The organism is Corynebacterium pseudokroppenstedtii (assembly GCF_019754945.1).
GTDB classification, from domain to species: Bacteria; Actinomycetota; Actinomycetes; order Mycobacteriales; family Mycobacteriaceae; genus Corynebacterium; species Corynebacterium pseudokroppenstedtii.
Window position 1 is genome coordinate 19,667 of record NZ_JAEUWU010000005.1, and the last position, 20,652, is coordinate 40,318.

Here is a 20,652-nt window from a genome sequence, read left to right on the forward strand (position 1 = left end):
ACCGACCCAGAGGAGCCCATTGCTACCGCTCAACCGCGAATTCTCCCACGTCGCCCGCTCCATGACCCGAGACCTCCTGGGATACATCAGCCACGACGACTTCATCAGCTTCGCCGGCGGAGCCCCGGACCCCACACTCCTGGACACATCGGGCATTTCGGAATGCGTCCGGACAGTGCTAGACGACAGCGGGCCCGACGTCTTCCAATACTCTGTCACAGAAGGCGAACCCGAACTCCGGCAAGCAATGGCGCGGGAAATGCAACGTCGGCACCTGCCCGCCCGCGCGGACAACATCCTCATCGCCACCGGCAGCCAAGAAATACTGTTTTTACTCGCCCGAGTCATCATCAACCCAGGGGACACCGTCCTGGTTGAAGCGCCCACCTATCCTGCGGCGATTCAAGCATTCACTATGGCCGGAGCGCGTGTCGTCCCCGTACCCTGCGACGATAACGGCATCATCCCCTCCGAACTCGAGCGTGCGCTACGGGAATACGACCCCGTCATCACCTACCTCATCCCGGTCTTCCAAAATCCCACCGGCCGCTCAATGAGTGAGCGCCGGAAAGAAGAAGCGCGGCGTGTTCTCGCAGGTCACCGCAGTTTATTGGTCGAAGACGACGCGTATTCTCCCTTAGCCTTCGACGGGCATGCGTGCGAACCGCTCTGTCACACCTACGAGTCCGAATCCGGCGCGGTCTACTTGGCCAGCTTGTCGAAATTCCTCTCGCCAGCGTTCCGCATCGGAGCCGCCTTGATACCAGATTGGCTACTCCAACCAATGGTGGTTGCCAAACAAGTTTCGACGCTGCACGGGTCCGTGATTGACCAGCGCGCTGCCGCACTGTGGCTCGACAGAGTAGAACCGGATGGCGTCTCCTCCCGTGACCGCGCCCTGAAAACGATGCGGGCAACCTACCAAGCCCGATGTAATGCCCTGCGCACACAATTACTCGACATTGTTCCTGACGGAACGCACATCACCGACCCCGATGGCGGCATGTTTGTGTGGATAGATTTCCCGGAGGAATTACGGCCACAGGTGAATACGTTGTCACTCATCGATGACGCAATAGAACGCGAGATCGCATTCGTCCCGGGCACGGAATTCTTCCCACACGACTCTCAACCGACTTCCGTCTACCGGAACGTCGAAAGAAAAGACAGCACGACGATCGACGCGGACACGAAGCTGGAAGGCCAGCTCTCCATACGGTTTTCCTTCGCGGGAAATAGCATTCCGCTGATGAAGACGGGGATGGAGCGGTTCGCCACAGTTCTGCAGAGCGCTCTGCGTTAGGGAAGAGAAAGGGGAGAGCGGACACCGCGCGAAGGGAGAGCGGACTCCTCACATAACGAGCATCGGCCAACCCACATAACGCCCGGCCACGGATAACGCCCGCTCACTTGAACTGCTCACACCTATTCCGGTACTCTCAACTATCTGTGTGTCGAGTTGTCGATGCAGCGTTGATTCAGTGATAGGAACTACGAGTTCCGCGCCTTTGATGCTGATACAACACCACATTGGCAATGTGACACGAGCCGCGGGTCTCCACCGGCCGCCGCGGCAGCAGACTGACGGTAGTTAGCCTGTTCAATTTTGTGGCTGGCAGTTCCAGACAGACTTTCAAGGAGTCATGTTGTCTACTTTCCACCCGAAGAGCGGTGACATTACCCGTAAGTGGTACGTCATCGACGCCGCCGACGTGGTGCTCGGCCGCCTCGCCGTTGAGGCTGCTGACCTGCTGCGCGGCAAGCGTAAGCCGATTTTTGCACCCAATGTTGACTGTGGTGACCACGTCATCATTATCAACGCCGACAAGGTTCGCGTTTCCGCAAACAAGCGCGAGCGTGAGTTCCGTTACCGTCACTCCGGATACCCGGGTGGTCTGACCACCATGACCCTGGGTCGTTCGCTCGAGGTGCACCCGGAACGCGTCATCGAAGAAGCTATCGCCGGTATGATGCCGCACAACAAGCTTTCCCGCGCATCTATCAAGAAGCTTCACGTGTACGCAGGTAGCGAGCACCGTCACGCTGCCCAGAAGCCCGAGAACTACGAGATCAAGCAGGTGGCACAGTAGTGAGCGAGAACACCGAAAACCAGATTCAGGACGAGGCTAACGAGGCCGACTTCATCGCCGCTCAGGCAGCGAGCGAAGAGTTCGTTTCCACCATCGGCGATTCCGTCGCCACTGAGGTCGAAGAAGAAGCTGTTGCTGAACCCGAGCAGCGTGACTTCCCGATCCAGACCGTGGGTCGTCGTAAGCGCGCCGTTGTTCGCGTCGTGATGACCGCTGGCTCCGGCGAGTTCACCTGTAACGGCCGCGCCCTGGAAGATTACTTCCCGAACAAGCTGCACCAGCAGCTCATCAAGGCTCCTCTCACCCTCATTGAGCGTGAGGGCCAGTTCGACATCAAGGCGAACCTCAAGGGCGGTGGCCCCTCAGGTCAGGCCGGCGCTTTCCGCCTGGCGATCGCCCGTGCGCTGAACGCCTACAACCCGGCTGACCGCAGCGCCCTCAAGAAGGCCGGATTCCTCACCCGCGATGCTCGCGAGGTTGAGCGCAAGAAGGCTGGTCTGCACAAAGCTCGTCGCGCCCCGCAGTACTCGAAGCGTTAAATATCGCTTTTACCCGGTTTGTTCCGGGCTGCGTTGTACGCGCAAACCCCTTGTCCTGCCACACAATTCGGCAGAGCAAGGGGTTTTCCTATATCTATATCGACGACGACGTATGAACCCAACGGTGTATGCGCCTAACGGAGTGAATAGGCCGCTTGGCTTCTAGGGAACAGCGCCGGCGACAGTGTGAAGCCAGCGCCTTCACACCGCTTAGTCGCCGCTACCGACCGTGCACTGGCTGGCGGGCTTCTTCCCCTTCGGGAACGCCTGTGTCAGCGCGTCGGCAAAACGTCGACCCTTTTCCTTGGCGCCCACAGTATTCGGATGGATCCCGTCGTCAATGAACCAGTCATCTTGAACCTCACCGGCCCAATCGTAAAGACGCAGGTTGGGGTACTCCCTGCACATCTTCCGCAGCGCCTCGTCGTAATGCTGCATACCCGAGTTAGCGTAGGCGGACTGGGCAGCATTCACGGTCTTCACCGTCGGCCACAGCACGTGCTTCTCGTCCTTGACAATATCCATAATCGTGCGGATACGGTCCTCTGCCGACGTCTGATTGCCGGCGGTGACATTAGCGGCGTCGTTCGTTCCAATTGCCATCACCCAGCACGCGTCTTTGTAGTGGTGGCTCTCCATGTTGGTGACGACCTCCGTGGCGTTGGGATCATCTTTGTACCGCTCAATAACGGCCCGCGCGCCCTTGATGTCCAGGTATACGTCCTTCGCGCCCACGCGCTTGTATTGCGCGCCCACACGGTCCGCCGGATCCGGCAGGTAGTCGGGCGAATTAAGCGCAATAGACGTGGAATCGCCAATATGGATCACCGTTGAGCAGTCAATTCCGGCGGTCCCATTTCGCCCTTGAGCAGTGTCTTTACCGTTTTTATCGCTGGCCGACGCTGCGTCGGGGTTGTCGGCACCATTCCCCTGCTCGTTACCGTTAGCTCCACCGACTTTGACCGCCCCATCGGTTCCGCTGCCGCCGATCGCGGCCATCGGATCGTTGGACGACGAGCCATTCGACCCGTCGGCAAGAGCTTTAGGCAACCCTGCGGCGAGAATCGCGAGAAGGATGACAGAGGCAACCCCGGTGAGGACCGGCGGCGTCCCCCGTCGGCGAGAGACTGCTGGGCTCGCTGCGGTTGCGGAGGCGTTTTCCGACGCGTGGCCTGACCACCACTTACGGGCCAGCGCAACAACTCCATGCCGGCGGATCGGATCCTCGATCAAGGTCCAGGACAGAGCAGCCAGAATGACAGATATCGCGGACAGCACAGGACCAGCAATAATCAAGTGATTCTCGACGAACCCATCGGGCGCGAACGCAATAACAGGCATGTGCCAGAGGTAAATGCCGTAGGAGCGTTCGCCCAACCAGCGCAGAGGCGGAAGACCAACGATGCGGGTCATCCACGAGTGCTCGTCGGCAAGGGGCAGCAGAGCCGCAGCGGTGGCCAGGGCGAGAACGGCGAATCCTCCCTGGTAGAGCCACATGGCGTTATCGTCGGTACGAACCATCATGAAAATAACGACGGCCAAACCAGCCAGCCCGACGAGGTCAAGAAGATGGCGGGCGACAGCGTTGGCACGCCAGGACCGTGAAGCTTGTGCGCCACTGTCGGATCCCGAAGCATTGGAGGCGGCGACGCCGGGCTTCCACACGAAAGCCAGAGACGCACCGATGAGCAGCCCTAATGCGCGAGTATCCGTTCCTTCGTAAACGCGAGTGTGATCGACGCCGGGCTCAACCAGGTATGCCATCCACGCGCCCGATATGGCAGCCAAAACCAAGCACGTGACCGCGGCGAAACCGTGCGAATGCTTACGACGCTGCCACAGGAAAGTAATTGCGGTGAACACAAAAGGCCACACAAGATAGAACTGCTCTTCCACCGCCAGCGACCACATGTGGCTAAGCGGTTGAGGCCCACCAAACATGTCGAAGTACGAATCACCTGCGACGATTTCGTACCAGTTGTTGTAATAGAACAGCGCAGAGAGAGCTTCCCAACCACGCTTCGCTAAATTCCCGTGGTCGAGGAACGCGGTGAGCATCATCACCGTAATCAATACGGTAATAACCGCTGGTAACAGCCGGCGGAAGCGTCGAAGCCAAAATTGGCCAAACTTGATACGACCATCACGGTCCCATTGCCTGACCAGGATCGACGTGATCAAATACCCCGACAGGGTGAAAAAGACGCCGACACCGAGTAGCCCTCCGTCGGAATAAGGAACCGACAGGTGGTAGAGCAGAACAGCGATGACAGCGATGGCGCGGAGGCCGTCTAATCCAGGGAGATAGGTGGATTTTCCTACGGGGCGTGGCATACAACTTCCCGGTACGTCGATAAGTGAACAACAGGAGCAAGGCGGATCCGCAACAGTACAGCGGCGCCGATGACATAGCGTATATCGTGGTGCGCGATAACGGGGAACTAGCTACATATCTAGTCACGGATATCGGGTCACCGGCTACATATTGGTAGTGGATCGACATCAAATCGAAATGGGTGGGCGGCATATCGCCCACCAACAGGCCACTTATCCACAGTTTGCGGACGCACACGCAGTTATCCCCAGGCTGTTTCTGCACAGTGCGGTGTTATGGGACCTGTCCTATTAGACTGTTGGCTCAGTTATAAAGCATCCCGGGCGTAAGCGCTCCGACTCGGGCTGCCGGATTGCGGTAGCTAGGCTGGTTAAGCGCACACATCGAAACGCCAATGCTGGACAGTGGGAAAGGGTAGACCAGATGGGACGACGTTACTTCGGCACTGATGGTGTTCGTGGTCTTGCAAATAAGACGTTAACTGCGCCGTTAGCAATGAAGTTGGGGTCCGCTGCGGCAAAGGTGCTGACCGCCAACCGGAAGGGTGGCCGTCGGCCTGTCGCTGTTGTGGGGCGTGACCCGCGTGTGTCGGGGGAGATGTTGTCTGCCGCGTTGTCGGCGGGGATGGCAAGCCAGGGTGTCGACGTCCTCCGCGTGGGCGTCATTCCGACCCCCGCTGTGGCATTCCTGACCGACGATTATGGCGCTGACATGGGCGTTGTTATTTCCGCAAGCCACAACCCCATGCCGGATAACGGGATCAAGTTCTTCGCGGCTGGTGGCCTCAAACTTGACGACGCGGTCGAGGCGGAGATCGAAGCCACCATGTTGGAGTTGTCCGAGACTGGCCCGACGGGTGCGGGAATTGGTCGTATTGTCGAGGAATCCCCCGACGCCTTGGAGCGCTATTTGTTCCATCTCGCCGGGGCTGTGCCGACGCCCTTGGATGGCATTCGGGTTGTGGTGGATTGCGCGAATGGTGCTGCGTCGACGGCTGCGCCCATGGCGTATCAGGCCGCCGGCGCCGATGTCGTCCCGATTTTTAACAAACCCAACGCGTTCAACATCAATGAAAATTGCGGATCGACGCATATCGATGTTCTGCAACGCGCTGTGCTGGAACATCACGCTGACCTGGGGCTCGCGCACGACGGCGATGCAGACCGCTGCTTGGCCGTTGATTCCGAGGGCAATGTTGTCGACGGTGACCAGATCATGGCGATCCTCGCGATCGCGATGAAAGAGGGCGGCGAGTTGAAGAAGTCGACCCTCGTCGCAACGGTGATGTCGAACCTTGGCCTCAAGCTTGCGATGAAAGAGCAGGGTATTGAGGTCCGAACGACGAAGGTCGGCGACCGCTATGTGCTCGCGGACCTGAATGCTGGTGATTACAGCCTGGGTGGTGAGCAGTCTGGGCACATCGTCATTCCCGAGCATGGGACGACGGGCGACGGCACGCTTACTGGTCTAAGCGTGATGGCCCGGATGGCTCAAACGGGAAAGACCTTGTCCGAGTTGGCGTCGGTGATGAGGGTTCTCCCGCAGACGTTGATCAACGTGCCGGTCACCGACAAAGCGGCCATTACCAATGACGAGGCTGTTCGGAAGGCGATCACTGAGGCCGAAGAGGAGCTGGGCGAATCGGGTCGCGTGCTCTTGCGTCCGTCCGGCACGGAGGAGCTCTTCCGTGTGATGGTGGAAGCCGGCGACGGTGCCACGGCGCGGAAAATCGCTGGTCGGTTGGCTGCCGTCGTCGCAAGTGTGTAACTAGTGGACACGCTGCGAACGTGTGATCTATAGCACTATGTGCGGATGATGTGAGGGGTGGGCGATGTCGCAGCAGTCTGGCATAATTTTGCGGTGGGGATCATGGCATCAGCCATGAAATAATCGCTACGAATTTCAGGGGGGATGTAATGGGGGAGCTTGTTGTCTCTGCACCAGAGGCGTCCGCGCGTTCGTCGTTGTATGCGAGCGCGGGGCAGGATGTCGAATCAGTGATCGTTGGCTCGCCAGTGCCATTTATGCCCGTGCATACCGGTTTTTCGTGGGTGCAGGAGGGGCTGGCCATCGCGGGTGAGCTGGACCAACTCCGGGAGTTGTCCCGTCGCGCGTGTGAGGTTGCCGCTGCCCAGGGGCTATCGGCGGACAGTGTTTTGTCCCAGATTGTCGGGGCCGATGATGCCAATACTGCTGCGTTTGCGAACCTGGAGCCCTCGGTGGAAGCGGTGGTGGTGCGATGAGCACCCTATCCCAGCAAATCGATTGTGCGGCAGAGTATTCGGCAGCAAGCCATGCTCTCATGTTGGGAGCCGCTTTTTCCGGAGTGTTGTATCACCCGGTGGTGTCTGGGAACCAATTAAAGATTGATGTCATGCGCGCGTCGGGCGTGGAGTGGGATCCCTTGCGGGAAAGTGCCGACACTTTACGGCGCATGATCCCGTATTTCATGGCGGTGCGCAGCAGTGGTGGACGGGCATCTGATTCTCTTGTCGACGTCGCCGAAGGATTGACTAGCGAGGCGATGGACAAGGTTGGTGAGTGGCTCATTTCTCTTGCCGACGGCCACTCGGCCACAGCCGAATCCAGTGACGCCTGTGCGGACGCGCTGCAATCCGTGATGGAAGATACCGATTCGGCAATGGAGGACGTTGTTGATTTATTTACGACGGTGGTGGAGACGGGATTGCCCTTGATCTTGCCTTTGCCTCCGCCGGCGAAAAAGATCGCTATGCATGCGCTGACGCAGGTGGGGAACGCAGCGGGATTGCTCCTTTTGAACCAGGTGAAGGCCCGTGATCGTGCGATCGGTGAAGCGTTGGGGACACTATCGACACATTGCTCGGAACAGGTCAGCGTGTGTGGTGCATGCCCGGTTGAGCTGCCAAAACCTCTGCAACACTGTGATGCCGTGACATCACGGGGTGGGGATGGTGTGCTGAGTGTTGTGCCGAGGAACGAATCGTCACCGATAGTGAGTGTTTGTCCTTCACCGAGGACGCCGGTCTCGCCAGGGACATCGATGCCTATGTCCTCGTGTGAGCTGTCCACCGGGCAGGGGGAGTCCGCGAACCGGTTGCAGCCCGCAAACGAGGAACAGTCTACGGACCAGCGGGATTCCTCGGTTCCGACGCGGCAGCCGGCTTCGAACCCGTCCGCATCGTCGTGCCAGTCGCCGTCCTCGTCTCAGTGTTCGCCCTCGGCCCAGTCGGAGGCTGAGTCTGTGCAAAAAGTGACGCCGCAGCCGTTGGACGCTTCGTCGTCGGGACGAACATGTACGCAGATGGCCAGTGGTCTCACCATTGAAAGCACTCAAGGGGCGCCTGACTGGAATCAAAAAACACCAGAGAGTTCTGCCCTTTCGGGTGGGGAGTCTGGCTCAGCGGAAGGAACGAGAGGTCCTTCCTCTATCCGACTGGACGTCTCGGTGCAGCAGCCACTGGAGGCTGTCGCGGAGGAAGAAACGCACGTAGGACGGCCAGTGGAACCGGCACCGGGCGCTACAGCAGACGACACAACATCACACTTAGGCATCACTGTAGAGAAAGCAGGGGCATGGTGAGTAATACCGAGAATTACCGTGCGGCGTATCAGGCCATCGTGGACGCTCATCGGGCAGAAATGGATAAAAACCTCGCGGAGTTTCACCGTCAATACGGTGAACGGGTGAAGAAACTCGAGGAAATAATTCAGCAGGCCCAGAAGGCGGAAGGGGCCAGAGCAGCACCATCAGCAAAGAAACCACGTTTGCGACCACGCGCAAAGGCCGGCATCAGGCTCCTGACGGCCACTCGACGTTCGCATTCGGGCATACCACGACCAACGGGGATAGTGCTGACAACTCCCGTGGCTCGCAGGCAACCAATTCTCGCAGCTCTCATACGCCACGAACACAAGGCACTTCTCGCGGTGGGGGCATTCGGGCAATACGTAGCTGACATCACCCGTAGCCGATATTGCCCGTGGCTGGCACAGCGCGTGGCCGCCCCGGCTACCATCGCCCGCCCCCGCGCGCCTCAGTTACAGCGCGTCGCGGAGCCGCTCCATCACATCGGCGTTCTCGGGGAGCTCGTTCGCAATGTCATCGCGATCCCAGAACTCAGTGCCCTTGAGGTCCTCATCAGACAAAACGCCGCTGTACTTCTTGTCGCCTTCCGCCGTCGCGCGGACAAAAGCGACGAGCAGTCCGCGGAGTGCGGCACGCTGCGAAAAACCGGGCGAACCCAACCCCAGCACCATATTCTTCACGACCTTTTCCGACATCACCGACTGCGACGCCTTATTCACGCGTCGGTAATAGGAATCGCCCTTCCACTTCGCAGCAATGCGGAGGGACTCGTCGCCAATAAGAACAGAATCCTGACCAGGGTCCAAAACGAGGCCGGGAACCTCAATATTGGAAGCAGCGTCCGACGCCCGCGGAGACGTGCTGCGCGGGAAAACTGCAGCTACACCGGTCAAACCCTTCGGGCCCGGGGTAGCGGACGCGGTCACCGATCCGGACCCCACCGAGACCGAACGTGCGGACACCTCGGAATCCGACGACGTCGAGGAACCCCACTCACCGGCAGCGGCAAGAACAGCCGCACTCGCGCCGAAACCATGCCCGGCCAGCACAAGTTTCTCCGGGTGAACGGTGATAGAACCCTGACCCATCTGGACGCCCGAGATCACAGACATGCAGGTCATCAGGTCATTAGCGAAGGCGCCGGGGTTCGGCTTGAAACCAGTTTCGGAATCCGGCGCAGCGACGGCAATACCCCAGCTCGCCAAATGACGAAGAGTGCCGTGATAGGCGGAAATATCGGTCATCCAGTCATGACCGAAGACGACACCGGGGACGTTATTCCCGTCGGCGGGGAGATAAACCTTGCCGGGAATCCCGACATAATCGAGGTCTCCCACTAAAACCCGGTGTGGGCCACGTTTATCAAGATGAGCTACGAGCGATGAAAGTTTGTCAGCCACAAGAAAACAGTAACCGACGGGCGGGGTAAACGTCGAGATGACACCACATATCGACCGGAATGGGGTGGATGAAGCAGCCCATATCGACAAAAATTAGTATCATCGTGCCCATGTGTGGAATTGTCGGTTACGTTGGCCGTAAACAGGCCCTCAACATCGCCCTCGCGGCTCTTGAGCGGATGGAATACCGGGGGTATGACTCCGCAGGGATCGCCGTCCTCGACGGCCAGGGAGCCATCAACATAGAGAAAAAAGCAGGAAAACTGGATAACCTGCGCAACGCTATCGACCACATCGGTACGGATCACCTCACCGGCACCACAGGAATTGGGCACACCCGCTGGGCAACGCACGGCCGGCCCAACGACGTTAATGCTCACCCGCACCTGTCTTACGACGGCAAAGTCGCCATCGTCCACAACGGCATCATCGAAAACTTCGCCGCCCTTAGGGAAGAAGTTGAAAACACGGGCATTGAGCTTAAGTCCGAAACCGACTCGGAAGTCGCAGCCCACCTGGTTGCTTTGGAATACAACCAAGGCCAGAACAAGGGGGATTTCGACGCCTCTGTCCTGGCAGTATTGCGTCGGCTAGAAGGAGCTTTCAGCCTATTATTCACACACGCTGACTACCCGGATCGCATTATTGCTGCCCGACGGTCTTCGCCGTTGATTATTGGCATCGGCGAGGACGAAATGTTCTTGGGTTCCGACGTCGCCGCGTTCATTGAGTACACGAACAAGGCGGTGGAGATCGGGCAGGACACTGCGGTGACCATCACGAAAGATGGCTACACCCTCACGGACTTCTACGGTAACCAGCAAGAAGGCAAGCCCTTCACCATCGACTGGGATCTGGCGGCCGCGGAAAAGGGCGGCTATGACTCCTTCATGGAGAAGGAGATCAATGAGCAGCCGTCCGCTATTCGCGACACTCTCGCGGGACACTTGCAAGATGGGCGGATTGTCCTTGACGAGCAGCGGTTATCCGAGGATGAGCTCCGTGAAGTGCAGAAAGTGTTCGTTGTTGCTTGTGGGTCTGCGTACCATTCCGGGTTGCTGGCGAAATATGCCATTGAGCACTGGGTTCGTATCCCCGTTGAGATCGAGGTAGCTAGCGAGTTCCGTTATCGCGACCCCGTGCTTGATTCCCGGACACTGGTGGTTGCGGTATCCCAGTCTGGTGAAACCGCGGACACCTTAGAGGCCGTCCGCCACGCGAAGATGCAGAATGCGCGGGTGCTGGCCGTGTGCAACACGAACGGCGCGCAAATCCCGCGCGAAGCCGACGCTGTGCTGTACACCCACGCCGGCCCCGAGATCGGTGTGGCGTCGACAAAGGCCTTCTTGGCGCAAATCGCGGCGAACTACATTGTGGGCTTGGCCCTGGCACAGGCGCGCGGTACGAAATACCCCGACGAGGTCACCGCCATCTACCAGGAACTCGAACAGATTCCGGAGAAAATCCAGCAGGTCCTGGACCAGGAGGAACACATCACGAACATTGCCCGAGAGATGGGCGCGATTCGGACGATGCTGTTCCTTGGCCGGCACGTGGGCTTCCCAGTGTCCCTGGAGGGGGCCTTGAAGCTCAAGGAGCTGGCATATATTCATGCTGAAGGGTTCCCGGCTGGTGAGCTGAAACACGGGCCGATCGCCTTGATTGAAGACGATCTTCCGGTGACGGTGGTGGTCCCGAGCCCGCGTGGCCGGGCAGTGCTGCACTCCAAGATTGTGTCGAACATTCAGGAAATCCGCGCGCGCGGTGCAAAAACCATCGTTATTGCGGAGGAAGGCGATGACGCCGTCAAACCTTTCGCGAATTACCTGATCGAGATTCCGCAGACATCAACACTCCTGCAGCCCCTATTGTCGACGGTTCCTCTGCAGTTCCTCGCAGCCCAGATCGCCCGCGAGTGCGGAAATGAGGACATCGACAAGCCGCGCAACTTGGCTAAGTCGGTGACTGTCGAATAGGCACGTGAGCACGGTATTCGGAGTACGGTGGACGACGTTGACGATTGATTGATTCGCCGTTGGTCCACCGGCTGTGTAAGCCGTATAAGGAGTGCATCGTGTTCCACCCCCTTCTCCCCGTCGAAGCAATTCGAGCTGCGGAGGAGGGGGTGATTGCGTCCGATTCGTTCCCCGACGAAACGATGCAGAAAGCGGCCACGGCAGTCGCAGATACCGTGCAGTGGCTCTCGACCGTGCCGGGAGTGCCCGGTAATGATCGGGCAGCGAGCGCGGGTGACAATGGCGTGCATGGACTCCCCGGTCTGCCCCAGGAGAAACCTTCTTCCCCAGTTGTGATCATTGTCGCTGGTAGCGGCGGTAATGGGGGTGACGCACTTTACGCCGGAGCCGTGCTCGTCCAGCGCGGGTGGCACGCGGTGGCCGTGTGCGTGGGGTCCTCCGTTCATGAGCGGGCGCGCCGGGCGTTTGAGAAGTCGGGCGGGATCGTCGTCGGAAAGGACGGGGAGACCGAGGAGGCTGACCTGAGTCCTGACGACTTGGCGCAGTACCGTGCCCGTTTTTCGTCGTGTTTTCTTATCGACGGGGTGACCGGAATTGGTGGCCATGGGCCTCTTCGCGACGAGCCGGCGACCTGGATCGCTGCGGTCGCGGACGCGGGGATTCCGGTGGTAGCAGTGGATATTCCGTCTGGGATTGATGCGGATACCGGGATTGCCCACACCCCGCATGTGGTGGCTGCAGCGACCGTGACCTTTGGTGCTTTTCGACGTGCCCATGCCATGAATTCCGATTGCGGTGTTGTTCTTCAGGCGGATTGTGGATTGCGCGATGCCTGCCGCAGCGAGTGTGAGAAGCGCGAGGCGGATGGTGAGACGATTGCCTCTGGTGTGAGGGCGGTGACGCCGCCGGATATTCGGCAGATCGCTTTGCCCGATGGGATAGTGACGCTGGCGCCTGATAAGTCTAAGGTTCGCGGGATGTCGTCGGCGGCGTGGCCGGCGATGGCGTTGGAACCCGGCGCGCATGATGACAAGTACACCGGCGGGGTAGTGGGTGTTCGGGCCGGATCCCCCGAGTACCCGGGCGCTGCTGTGTTGTGCACGACGGCTGCGGTTCGCGCAACGAGCGCGATGGTTCGGTTTGCTGGCAAGAGTAGTGATGCGGTCGTCGCTGCCCATCCCGAGATCGTTGCCGCTGACGATATCGCCTCGTCAGGGCGGGTTCAGGCGTGGGTCGTTGGCCCCGGCGGTGGCGTCGAGAGAAATTATGATGACCTCCACGACCTTCTGTGTGGCTCAGAGGGCTCAGCGGCTTCAAAGAAGTGCCCCATTCTTATCGACGCCGACGGGTTGACGGCTCTGTGCCAATGGGACGGAAACGACTCGGGGTCCGAAGCGTTTCCGCTGATTCGCGCGGTAAAAAACTACGATGGTGCCGTTATTTTGACTCCGCACCAGGGTGAATTCCGACGTGTCGTCAAGGCTGTCCTGGCGGAGCCGTCGGTGGAGCTTTCGTCTGAGGAACGCGAGGCCTTGACGGACGTTCCTAACCCAGATAGCGACTATCCGCGTATACCCGCGGTATCGGCGGTCGCTAGAGCATTGCATTGCGTGGTGTTGCTTAAAGGGCGATCCACGGTGGTTGCGGCTCCGTCGGACTCATCGTCTGACACACCGGCGGATGCGTCGTCGCAGGTAAAAGTGTGTGTTGTTGATGCCGGATGTTCGTGGGCGGCTACCCCGGGATCTGGTGATGTGTTGTCGGGCCTAGCTGGGGCTTTGGTTGCAGAGAGCGTCGGCCACGCCGGTCTCGATGCCGAGTTACCTTTGTCCGCCCTCATGGAGACCGTCGTCCGAGCTGCGGTCATTCATGCGTCGGCGGCTAATATCGCAGCAGAGACTGAAGATGGATATGCGCCGACGTCGGCGTCGGTCATTGCGGAGGCCATTCCCCGGGCACGCGCCCGCCTTCAGATGTAGGCTGCTCAAACCCCGTTTCCGCTGGTTATAGGCTGCTTCGAGAATCTCCGTCGGTTGTGTCCTAGGCGGGTGGCACAATGATGTCTATGCCCATCCAGTCTTCATCCCACGCTGCATCTGGTGACCATCTCTCCGCGGACAGTAGCGACGTGGCCCTGCCCGGTCTTTTGACCATGACTATCGACCGCGACGCCTTGGCGCACAATGCGCAGGTCGTGGCACGAAACGCGCAATTGGCGAACCCGGATCACCCAGCGGAGTTGATGGCTGTGGTGAAAGCGAATGGGTACAACCACGGGGCTGTGGAAGCCGCGAGGGTATTCTTGGCCAATGGTGCCACTCAGCTGGGTGTCGCGACGATTACCGAGGCGGTGGAGCTTCGTCGGGCCGGGATTTCAGCACCCATTCTGGCCTGGATCTGGAACGCCGACGACCACGTCTCTGTCAAAGCAGCCCTGGATTACGGGATCGACCTGGGCGTTCCGACGCTGGCGCACATCAGGGCCATTGTCGACGAAGCGACTAAGCGCAAGCGCTTCCAAGAGGACTGGGAGTTTGTCCCTCCTCGTGTGACGGTGATGGTGGATTCGGGCCTGAGCCGTTCGGGGATCTCTCCCGATCAATGGGATGACGCGCTGAAGGAACTGAGCGCAGCAAGTAGTGATTCCATCATCGACGTCACCGGCGCATTTACCCACCTGGCCAGTGCGGATGCCGCGGATAACCCGTCGAATAATCGGCAAAAGGCTCAGTTCGACGCCGCGATTGAAGAGCTGCAGGCGGCCGGAATTCCCGTTCGCATTAACCACATGTGTAATTCACCAGCCTCGGTGACCAGGCCGGACATGTTTTACCAGATGGTGCGCCCGGGTGTTGCGTTGTACGGAATGGATCCGTTGGAGGAGCCGGCGGATCGTACGTCGTCCACCGGTTTTTCGCTTACCTCGCAGCTCAAGCCGGCGATGACGTTATCTGCGCCGATCGTCGCCAAGCGGTTGGTCAAGGCTGGGGAATCGGTGAGTTATGGCGGGACGTGGACAGCGGATGTCGACACAGTGACTGGCGTTGTTCCCGCTGGTTATGCGGACGGAATTCCACGGGCGCTGTCCGGCCGTATGGAGGTCGCGATCAACGGCCGTCGATATCCGCAAATCGGACGCGTCTGCATGGATCAGATTGTTGTGGCCTTGGGCCCGGCGGGCTCAGAGCAGGCCAGCGCAGTTCACCAGGGCGATGAGGCAATTATTTTTGGTCCACCCGGCGAGTGCATCGGCTCGAATGGCAAGCCTGCCTCATTGCCGACGGCCACGGAATTGGCCGAAACCCTCGGCACCATTCATTACGAGATCCTGACCAGTCCGCATACGCGCGTCCATCGACGGTATGTTGGCCGCGGTCTTGTCGACGGTCGTGTTCGCGTCCGTAATGCGGAGGCGACGCAAACTCTGGCCGAATCGATTGCTCACGCTTTGCGGCCGGGCGACGTCGTCGTGTTGGACGGGCCACTGGGTGCGGGGAAAACCACGTTTACGCAGGGGCTAGCCAGAGGTTTGCATGTGTCGGGTCGGGTAACGTCGCCGACGTTTACCATCGCCCGCGAACATCCCGGCCCGGTGCCGCTCATCCACGTTGATGCGTATCGCTTGCTGGGTGATACCACGACGGATCCGATCGGTGCCCTCGATTCGCTGGATTTGGATACGCGCATTCCGGACAGCATCGTCGTGGCGGAATGGGCGGCCGATATGGCCGATGCACTGGAGCAGGATTATCTGTTGATCCGCCTTGAGCGCGCGACGGGTGGCAGCGAGAAGTCCGATGGCAACGACGCCTCTGCTGGGGGCGACCCGTCCACGTCAGCAGATCCCGTCGATTTCGATGAGGACGAACCACGAGTCATTTCGTGGACGTGGGTCCGGCGGTAATCTATCCATCATGCTCGTGCTGGTTATTGATACTGCGACACCCTATGTCACCGCTGGGCTTGTCGACGTCACCTCGCGGGACGTGATCCGCGCGCGGTCTTACAGGAGCGTTCGGGATTCCCGCGCGCACAATGAAGTGTTGACGCCCTTCATTATGGAGTGCTGCGACGAAGTTGGGGTCATTCCGAGCGACCTCGACGCCGTTGTTGTGGGTGTGGGGCCCGGGCCGTTCACGGGTTTGCGAGTCGGTATGGCGACTGCTGCGGCGTTTGGGGACGCGTTGGACATTCCCGTCATCGGTGTGTGCTCGCTCGATGGGCTGGCATGGAATGCCGTTGCGGACGCCACGCAGCATGAGGGTGAGACGATTATCGTTGCGACGGATGCTCGCCGTCGAGAGGTGTATTGGGCTACGTACCGCATATCCGACGGGCACCCCGTGCGCGTCACGGAACCTGAGGTCACGCGCCCAACGGATGTCGATGTGTCCGAAGCTGCGGACGTTCCTGCACCGCAGCCGAGGCTCGCGGTGGTGTCTGATTCCGTGGCCGACGCTCTCCTGTCCAGCGTGACCAGCGTTAACCAGTCGGTGGACGCGCAACCGGACATCGTGAACTTCGTTCGCGCAGCCCTTGACCACCCCATGAATCTCGACCGCGCGAATCTCGACCGCGCGAAGAACGTCGACGATTCTGCCGACTCCGAATCCGGCAGCGACCACAACGTGCTCTTCCCGCAACAGCCAGATCTCCAACCCCTCCGCCCTCTTTACTTACGACGGCCCGACGCCGTGCCACCGAAAGCAAAGCCGGTGAGTCCCGCTATCAGCGAGGAAGCGATTACTCGCGCGCGTCAACTTCGCGAACAGATGACGGCGGACCGCGATGAGTGACGGCCAGCACGCTAGTGCTCCGCTCGATAATCTCCCCGACGGAATGATGCTCGTCCAACTGGACGCCACCGCCGCCGCTGCCTGTGCGGAATTGGAAGCAGAAATTTTTCCGGACGACTCGCCATGGCCTTACGAAGGGTTCCTCGCGGAACTTCGCGACCCGAGATCGGTGTACGTCGGCCTCGTCACGTCAGCAGCTTCCCGCGCCGGGCACAGCGATGGGAAAGGGGAAAACCCGCGTCGGAATATGCAGGGATCGCGTGACGCGATGGCCCTCGTCGGCTATGCCGGCCTAGGAGTCCTAGGCCCCGACGATGACCCAGAGTTCGAAGTCCGAACCATCGGACTAGACCCCGCATGGCGTGGCCACGGCCTAGGGCGAGTGCTGTTAGAGACAATCCTCTATGTGGCAGATAACGCGCCCGGCCCGGTGTTCCTCGAAGTGCGGACCGACAATAAGCCAGCCATCGGTTTGTACGAGTCAGAAGGCTTCACAGTGTTAGGTACTCGAAAGAACTACTACCAGCCGTCGGGCGCAGACGCATTCACCATGAAAAGGGACCCAAGGCCGAACTAGAACCATACAAGCCCGCCCACCACGTGTTTTCAGTCATCCCGCCCAGGTGTCTACTCTTGTCACCATGCGCGCAATCGTGATGGGTGTGGAGAGTTCATGTGACGAAACCGCCGTGGGGATTGTCGAAGTCACCACGCACAACGACGCCGACCCCACCGTGACCGTCTTGGCCAACCGCGTCGCCAGTTCGATGGAACAGCACGCCCGCTTCGGTGGCGTCGTCCCGGAGGTCGCCTCCCGCGCCCACCTGGAGGCCATGGGCCCGGTCATGCGGGCAGCCCTCGCCGACCTGAAAACCGCGCGCCCCGACGTCGATAAGCCAGATTATGTGGCCGCAACGGTTGGCCCAGGTTTGGCCGGTGCGCTCCTCGTCGGTTCATCGGCGGCGAAGGCGTACGCCGCTGCCTGGGGAGTTCCGTTCTATGGGATGAACCACCTGGCCGGGCACATCGCGGTGGGGGCGCTGGCCGACGCGGACCTGGACCTCGACCACGCCATCGCGCTCCTCGTATCCGGCGGCCACACCCAGATTCTGAAAGTCAACGGTCTGGGCAAACCCATGCAGGAGCTGGGATCAACTCTGGACGACGCTGCCGGCGAGGCCTATGACAAGGTGTCGCGTCTCCTGGGTTTGGGGTACCCGGGTGGCCCGATAATCGACAAGCTGGCCGCCGAGGGGAACCCGAAGGCCATTCGTTTCCCGCGTGGGGTGATGCGCCCGCAGGATCTCCGCGGCCCGCACCGGTACGATTTTTCGTTCTCTGGCCTAAAGACCTCCGTCGCTCGTTATATTGAGGCCGCCGAGCGGAACCACCAGACGGTCTCGTTGCCCGATGTGTGTGCCTCGTTCCAAGCAGCAGTGGCGGACGTGCTGACCAAGAAGGCGTTATTGGCTTGTACCGATACAGAAGCGACGAAGCTCCTGCTCGGCGGTGGGGTCGCGGCGAACTCTGGTTTGCGTCGCCTTGCCACCGCGCGGTGCCAGAGCGCGGGTATCAACCTATGCGTCCCAGAGATGAAGTTGTGCACGGATAACGGTCTCATGATTGCGGCGGCGGCGGCTTATTCGATAGCACGTGGTGTGGGCCCATCGGGGCTCGGTGCTGCCACAAATCCAGGACTTGACGTCGCTATTCCCGTTGTCTGAACACCTGTGTGAGCGTGCATTAATGCTCGTCTGAGCGCTCCCAAAAGTCCTCGCCTAAGCGCACATACATAGGCCTCCACGAGCACGTTTGGATATTTAGCACTCCCGGTGGTTGAGAGCTGGCACTCACACGGGTAGAGTGCCAATCAGGTTGTGAATCACAGTTGTTCACCCGCGACGACGGCTGTGGAAAAACCTGTCAAGAGCACAATTTTCCATTCACTTTCCATTCACTGGAGGAAGTAATCGTGGCTAAGGTCAACATCAAGCCTCTTGAGGATAAGCTCCTCGTTCAGATCGTCGAAGCTGAGACCACCACCGCATCCGGACTGGTTATCCCGGATACCGCTAAAGAAAAGCCGCAGGAAGCTACCGTCGTCGCTGTTGGGCCCGGCCGTACAGATGAAAACGGCAAGCGCGTGCCCATGGACGTTGCCGAGGGTGATGTCGTCATCTTCTCCAAGTACGGCGGAACTGAGATTAAGTACGCTGGCGAGGAATACTTGATTCTCTCGCAGCGCGATGTGCTCGCTGTCGTCGAAAAGTAATCGTTCAGGAGAGGTAGAGGCACAGTATGTCGAAGCTTATTGCATTCGACGAGGAAGCCCGCCGTGGCCTGCAATCTGGCGTTGACACTCTTGCCGACGCCGTCAAAGTCACCCTTGGCCCCCGTGGTCGCAATGTGGTGCTTGACAAGGCTTTTGGTAGCCCCCTCGTCACGAACGACGGTGTGACGATCGCCCGCGATATCGACGTTGAGGATCCTTTCGAGAACCTCGGCGCCCAGCTGGTGAAGTCTGTCGCCGTCAAAACCAACGATATCGCCGGTGACGGCACCACGACAGCGACGTTGCTGGCTCAGGCACTTGTCGACGCCGGCCTGCGCAACGTCGCCGCTGGTGCCAACCCGCTCGCGCTTAACGTTGGTATCAAGGCCGCCGCGGAGAAGGCCGTTGAGCTGCTCCGTGCCCGCGCCACTGAGGTATCCAGCACCGATGAGATCGCCAACGTCGGTACGGTGTCTTCTCGCGACGCTGAAATCGGCGCGATGGTTGCGTCGGCTATGGAAAAAGTTGGCAAAGACGGCGTTGTGTCGGTTGAGGAATCACAATCGCTCAACGATGAGTTGGCTGTCACCGAAGGCGTGTCCTTCGATAAGGGCTACTTGTCGCCGTACTTCGTCACGGACACGGAGACCGGGGAAGCGGTTCTGAACGACGCCCTGGTTCTGTTGGTTCGCGAGAAGATCTCGTCACTGCCGGATTTCCTTCCGGTGTTGGAGAAAATCGCTAAGTCCGGCAAGCAGGTCCTGATCGTTGCCGAAGATGTTGAGGGCGAACCGCTCTCGATGCTGGTTGTGAACTCGATCCGCAAGAGCCTGAACGTGTGCGCCGTGAAGTCGCCATACTTCGGCGACCGCCGAAAGGCTTTCATGGATGACCTTGCTGTGGTGACGGGTGCAACTGTCATCGATAAGGAAGTTGGACTTAGCCTGAGTGAGGCTGACGAGTCCTACTTCGGTTCGGCACGTCGCATCACTGTGACGAAGGATGAGACCATCATCGTCGACGGTGGCGGCACCAAGGAAGATCTTCAGTCTCGACGTGACCTGCTTCGTCGTCAGATTGATGAGACGGATTCGACGTGGGATCGTGAGAAGCTGGAAGAGCGTCTGGCTAAGCTCTCCGGCGGTGTGGCCGTGGTGAAAGCCGGCGGCGCCACCGAAACCGAGGTCTCGGAGCGCAAGCTTCGCATCGAGGATGCCATCAACTCCGCCCGTGCTGCCGCGCAAGAAGGCGTTGTTGCAGGTGGCGGCTCCGTGTTGGTTCAGATTTCTCGGGAGCTCGAGGAATTTGCCGACCAATTCGAGGGTGACGAAAAAGTCGGTGTGAAGGCCATGTCTGACGCATTGACCAAGCCCGCCTTCTGGATTGCTCACAACGCTGGTCTTGATGGCGCTGTTGTGGTTAACCGGATCAAGGATCTGCCGAATGGCGAAGGCCTTAACGCTGACACCTTGGAGTACGGCAACCTGATTGAGCAGGGGATTATTGATCCTGTGAAGGTCACCCACTCCGCTGTGGATAATGCGACATCGGTGGCGCGGATGGTTCTGACCACCGAGACCGCTGTGGTGGACAAGCCAGAGGAAGAAAAGCCTGAGGCGGAAGGCCATCATCACCACCACTAAAAGTGGCGACATGTATGCGCAAGGTACGCGCAC

At 59.7% G+C, this 20,652-nt stretch carries 16 protein-coding genes; 14 read left to right on the forward strand and 2 right to left on the reverse strand.

The annotated features are described in order from the left end of the window. Positions 1-19: 19 nt before the first annotated feature. From JMN36_RS09010 to rpsI, 3 genes are all read left to right on the forward strand, one after another. Positions 20-1,303 (forward strand): aminotransferase-like domain-containing protein, encoded by a 1,284-nt coding sequence (locus JMN36_RS09010; protein ID WP_204087514.1) that lies wholly within the window; start codon positions 20-22, stop codon positions 1,301-1,303. 343 nt (positions 1,304-1,646) lie between these two features. Then, on the forward strand, positions 1,647-2,090 hold the full coding sequence (gene rplM, locus JMN36_RS09015) for a 50S ribosomal protein L13 (RefSeq protein ID WP_041629580.1): 444 nt from the start codon (positions 1,647-1,649) through the stop codon (positions 2,088-2,090). Beyond that, the gene (gene rpsI / locus JMN36_RS09020) at positions 2,090-2,629 is read left to right on the forward strand and encodes a 30S ribosomal protein S9 (RefSeq protein WP_012732358.1); all 540 of its coding nucleotides are present in this window, start codon (positions 2,090-2,092) and stop codon (positions 2,627-2,629) included. The genes rplM and rpsI overlap by 1 nt, the downstream gene beginning before the upstream one ends. Positions 2,630-2,839: 210 nt before the next feature. On the opposite strand, the gene JMN36_RS09025 is transcribed toward rpsI, so the two are convergent. Beyond that, a complete protein-coding gene (locus tag JMN36_RS09025; RefSeq protein ID WP_204087513.1) occupies positions 2,840-4,963 on the reverse strand; it encodes an acyltransferase family protein in 2,124 nt (707 codons plus the stop codon). A 424-nt stretch (positions 4,964-5,387) separates the two neighbouring features. On the opposite strand from JMN36_RS09025, the gene glmM reads away from it, so the two are divergent. The 3 genes from glmM (at position 5,388) to JMN36_RS09040 (ending at position 8,526) form a co-directional block, all read left to right on the forward strand. After that, the gene (gene glmM / locus JMN36_RS09030; protein WP_204087512.1) at positions 5,388-6,731 is read left to right on the forward strand and encodes a phosphoglucosamine mutase; all 1,344 of its coding nucleotides are present in this window, start codon (positions 5,388-5,390) and stop codon (positions 6,729-6,731) included. A gap of 149 nt (positions 6,732-6,880) precedes the next feature. Next, entirely contained in the window at positions 6,881-7,207 is a 327-nt protein-coding gene (locus tag JMN36_RS09035; protein ID WP_204087511.1) for a hypothetical protein, read from the forward strand. Beyond that, positions 7,204-8,526 carry a hypothetical protein gene (locus JMN36_RS09040; protein WP_221924277.1) on the forward strand — a complete coding sequence of 441 codons (1,323 nt, stop codon included), beginning with the start codon at positions 7,204-7,206 and terminating at the stop codon, positions 8,524-8,526. Before JMN36_RS09035 ends, JMN36_RS09040 begins: the two co-directional genes overlap by 4 nt. A 458-nt stretch (positions 8,527-8,984) precedes the next feature. Here JMN36_RS09040 and JMN36_RS09045 read toward each other — a convergent pair whose 3' ends face one another. Beyond that, positions 8,985-9,932, reverse strand: a complete 948-nt coding sequence (locus JMN36_RS09045; protein WP_204087508.1) for a dienelactone hydrolase family protein — start codon at positions 9,930-9,932, stop codon at positions 8,985-8,987. A 110-nt stretch (positions 9,933-10,042) separates the two neighbouring features. Between JMN36_RS09045 and glmS the strand changes: the two genes are divergently transcribed. The 8 genes from glmS (at position 10,043) to groL (ending at position 20,619) form a co-directional block, all read left to right on the forward strand. Then, on the forward strand, positions 10,043-11,908 hold the full coding sequence (gene glmS, locus JMN36_RS09050) for a glutamine--fructose-6-phosphate transaminase (isomerizing) (RefSeq protein ID WP_204087507.1): 1,866 nt from the start codon (positions 10,043-10,045) through the stop codon (positions 11,906-11,908). Positions 11,909-12,006: 98 nt separating this feature from the next. Further along, the gene (locus JMN36_RS09055; protein ID WP_236883094.1) at positions 12,007-13,887 is read left to right on the forward strand and encodes a bifunctional ADP-dependent NAD(P)H-hydrate dehydratase/NAD(P)H-hydrate epimerase; all 1,881 of its coding nucleotides are present in this window, start codon (positions 12,007-12,009) and stop codon (positions 13,885-13,887) included. 86 nt (positions 13,888-13,973) lie between these two features. Continuing rightward, positions 13,974-15,812, forward strand: coding sequence for an alanine racemase (gene alr, locus JMN36_RS09060; protein WP_221924278.1), 1,839 nt, complete (start codon positions 13,974-13,976; stop codon positions 15,810-15,812). A 10-nt stretch (positions 15,813-15,822) separates the two neighbouring features. Continuing rightward, complete coding sequence (gene tsaB / locus JMN36_RS09065) at positions 15,823-16,704, forward strand: tRNA (adenosine(37)-N6)-threonylcarbamoyltransferase complex dimerization subunit type 1 TsaB (protein WP_221924279.1); 882 nt, start codon at positions 15,823-15,825, stop codon at positions 16,702-16,704. A gap of 43 nt (positions 16,705-16,747) precedes the next feature. Beyond that, entirely contained in the window at positions 16,748-17,281 is a 534-nt protein-coding gene (locus JMN36_RS09070; RefSeq protein WP_204088788.1) for a GNAT family N-acetyltransferase, read from the forward strand. A 64-nt stretch (positions 17,282-17,345) separates the two neighbouring features. Continuing rightward, complete coding sequence (tsaD, locus tag JMN36_RS09075; protein WP_204087504.1) at positions 17,346-18,428, forward strand: tRNA (adenosine(37)-N6)-threonylcarbamoyltransferase complex transferase subunit TsaD; 1,083 nt, start codon at positions 17,346-17,348, stop codon at positions 18,426-18,428. Between the two features lie 248 nt (positions 18,429-18,676). Further along, positions 18,677-18,976, forward strand: coding sequence for a co-chaperone GroES (gene groES, locus JMN36_RS09080; protein WP_012732345.1), 300 nt, complete (start codon positions 18,677-18,679; stop codon positions 18,974-18,976). Between the two features lie 26 nt (positions 18,977-19,002). Continuing rightward, positions 19,003-20,619: a chaperonin GroEL gene (gene groL / locus JMN36_RS09085; protein ID WP_221924280.1), complete on the forward strand. Its 1,617-nt coding sequence runs from the start codon at positions 19,003-19,005 to the stop codon at positions 20,617-20,619. The last annotated feature ends 33 nt before the right edge of the window (positions 20,620-20,652 follow it).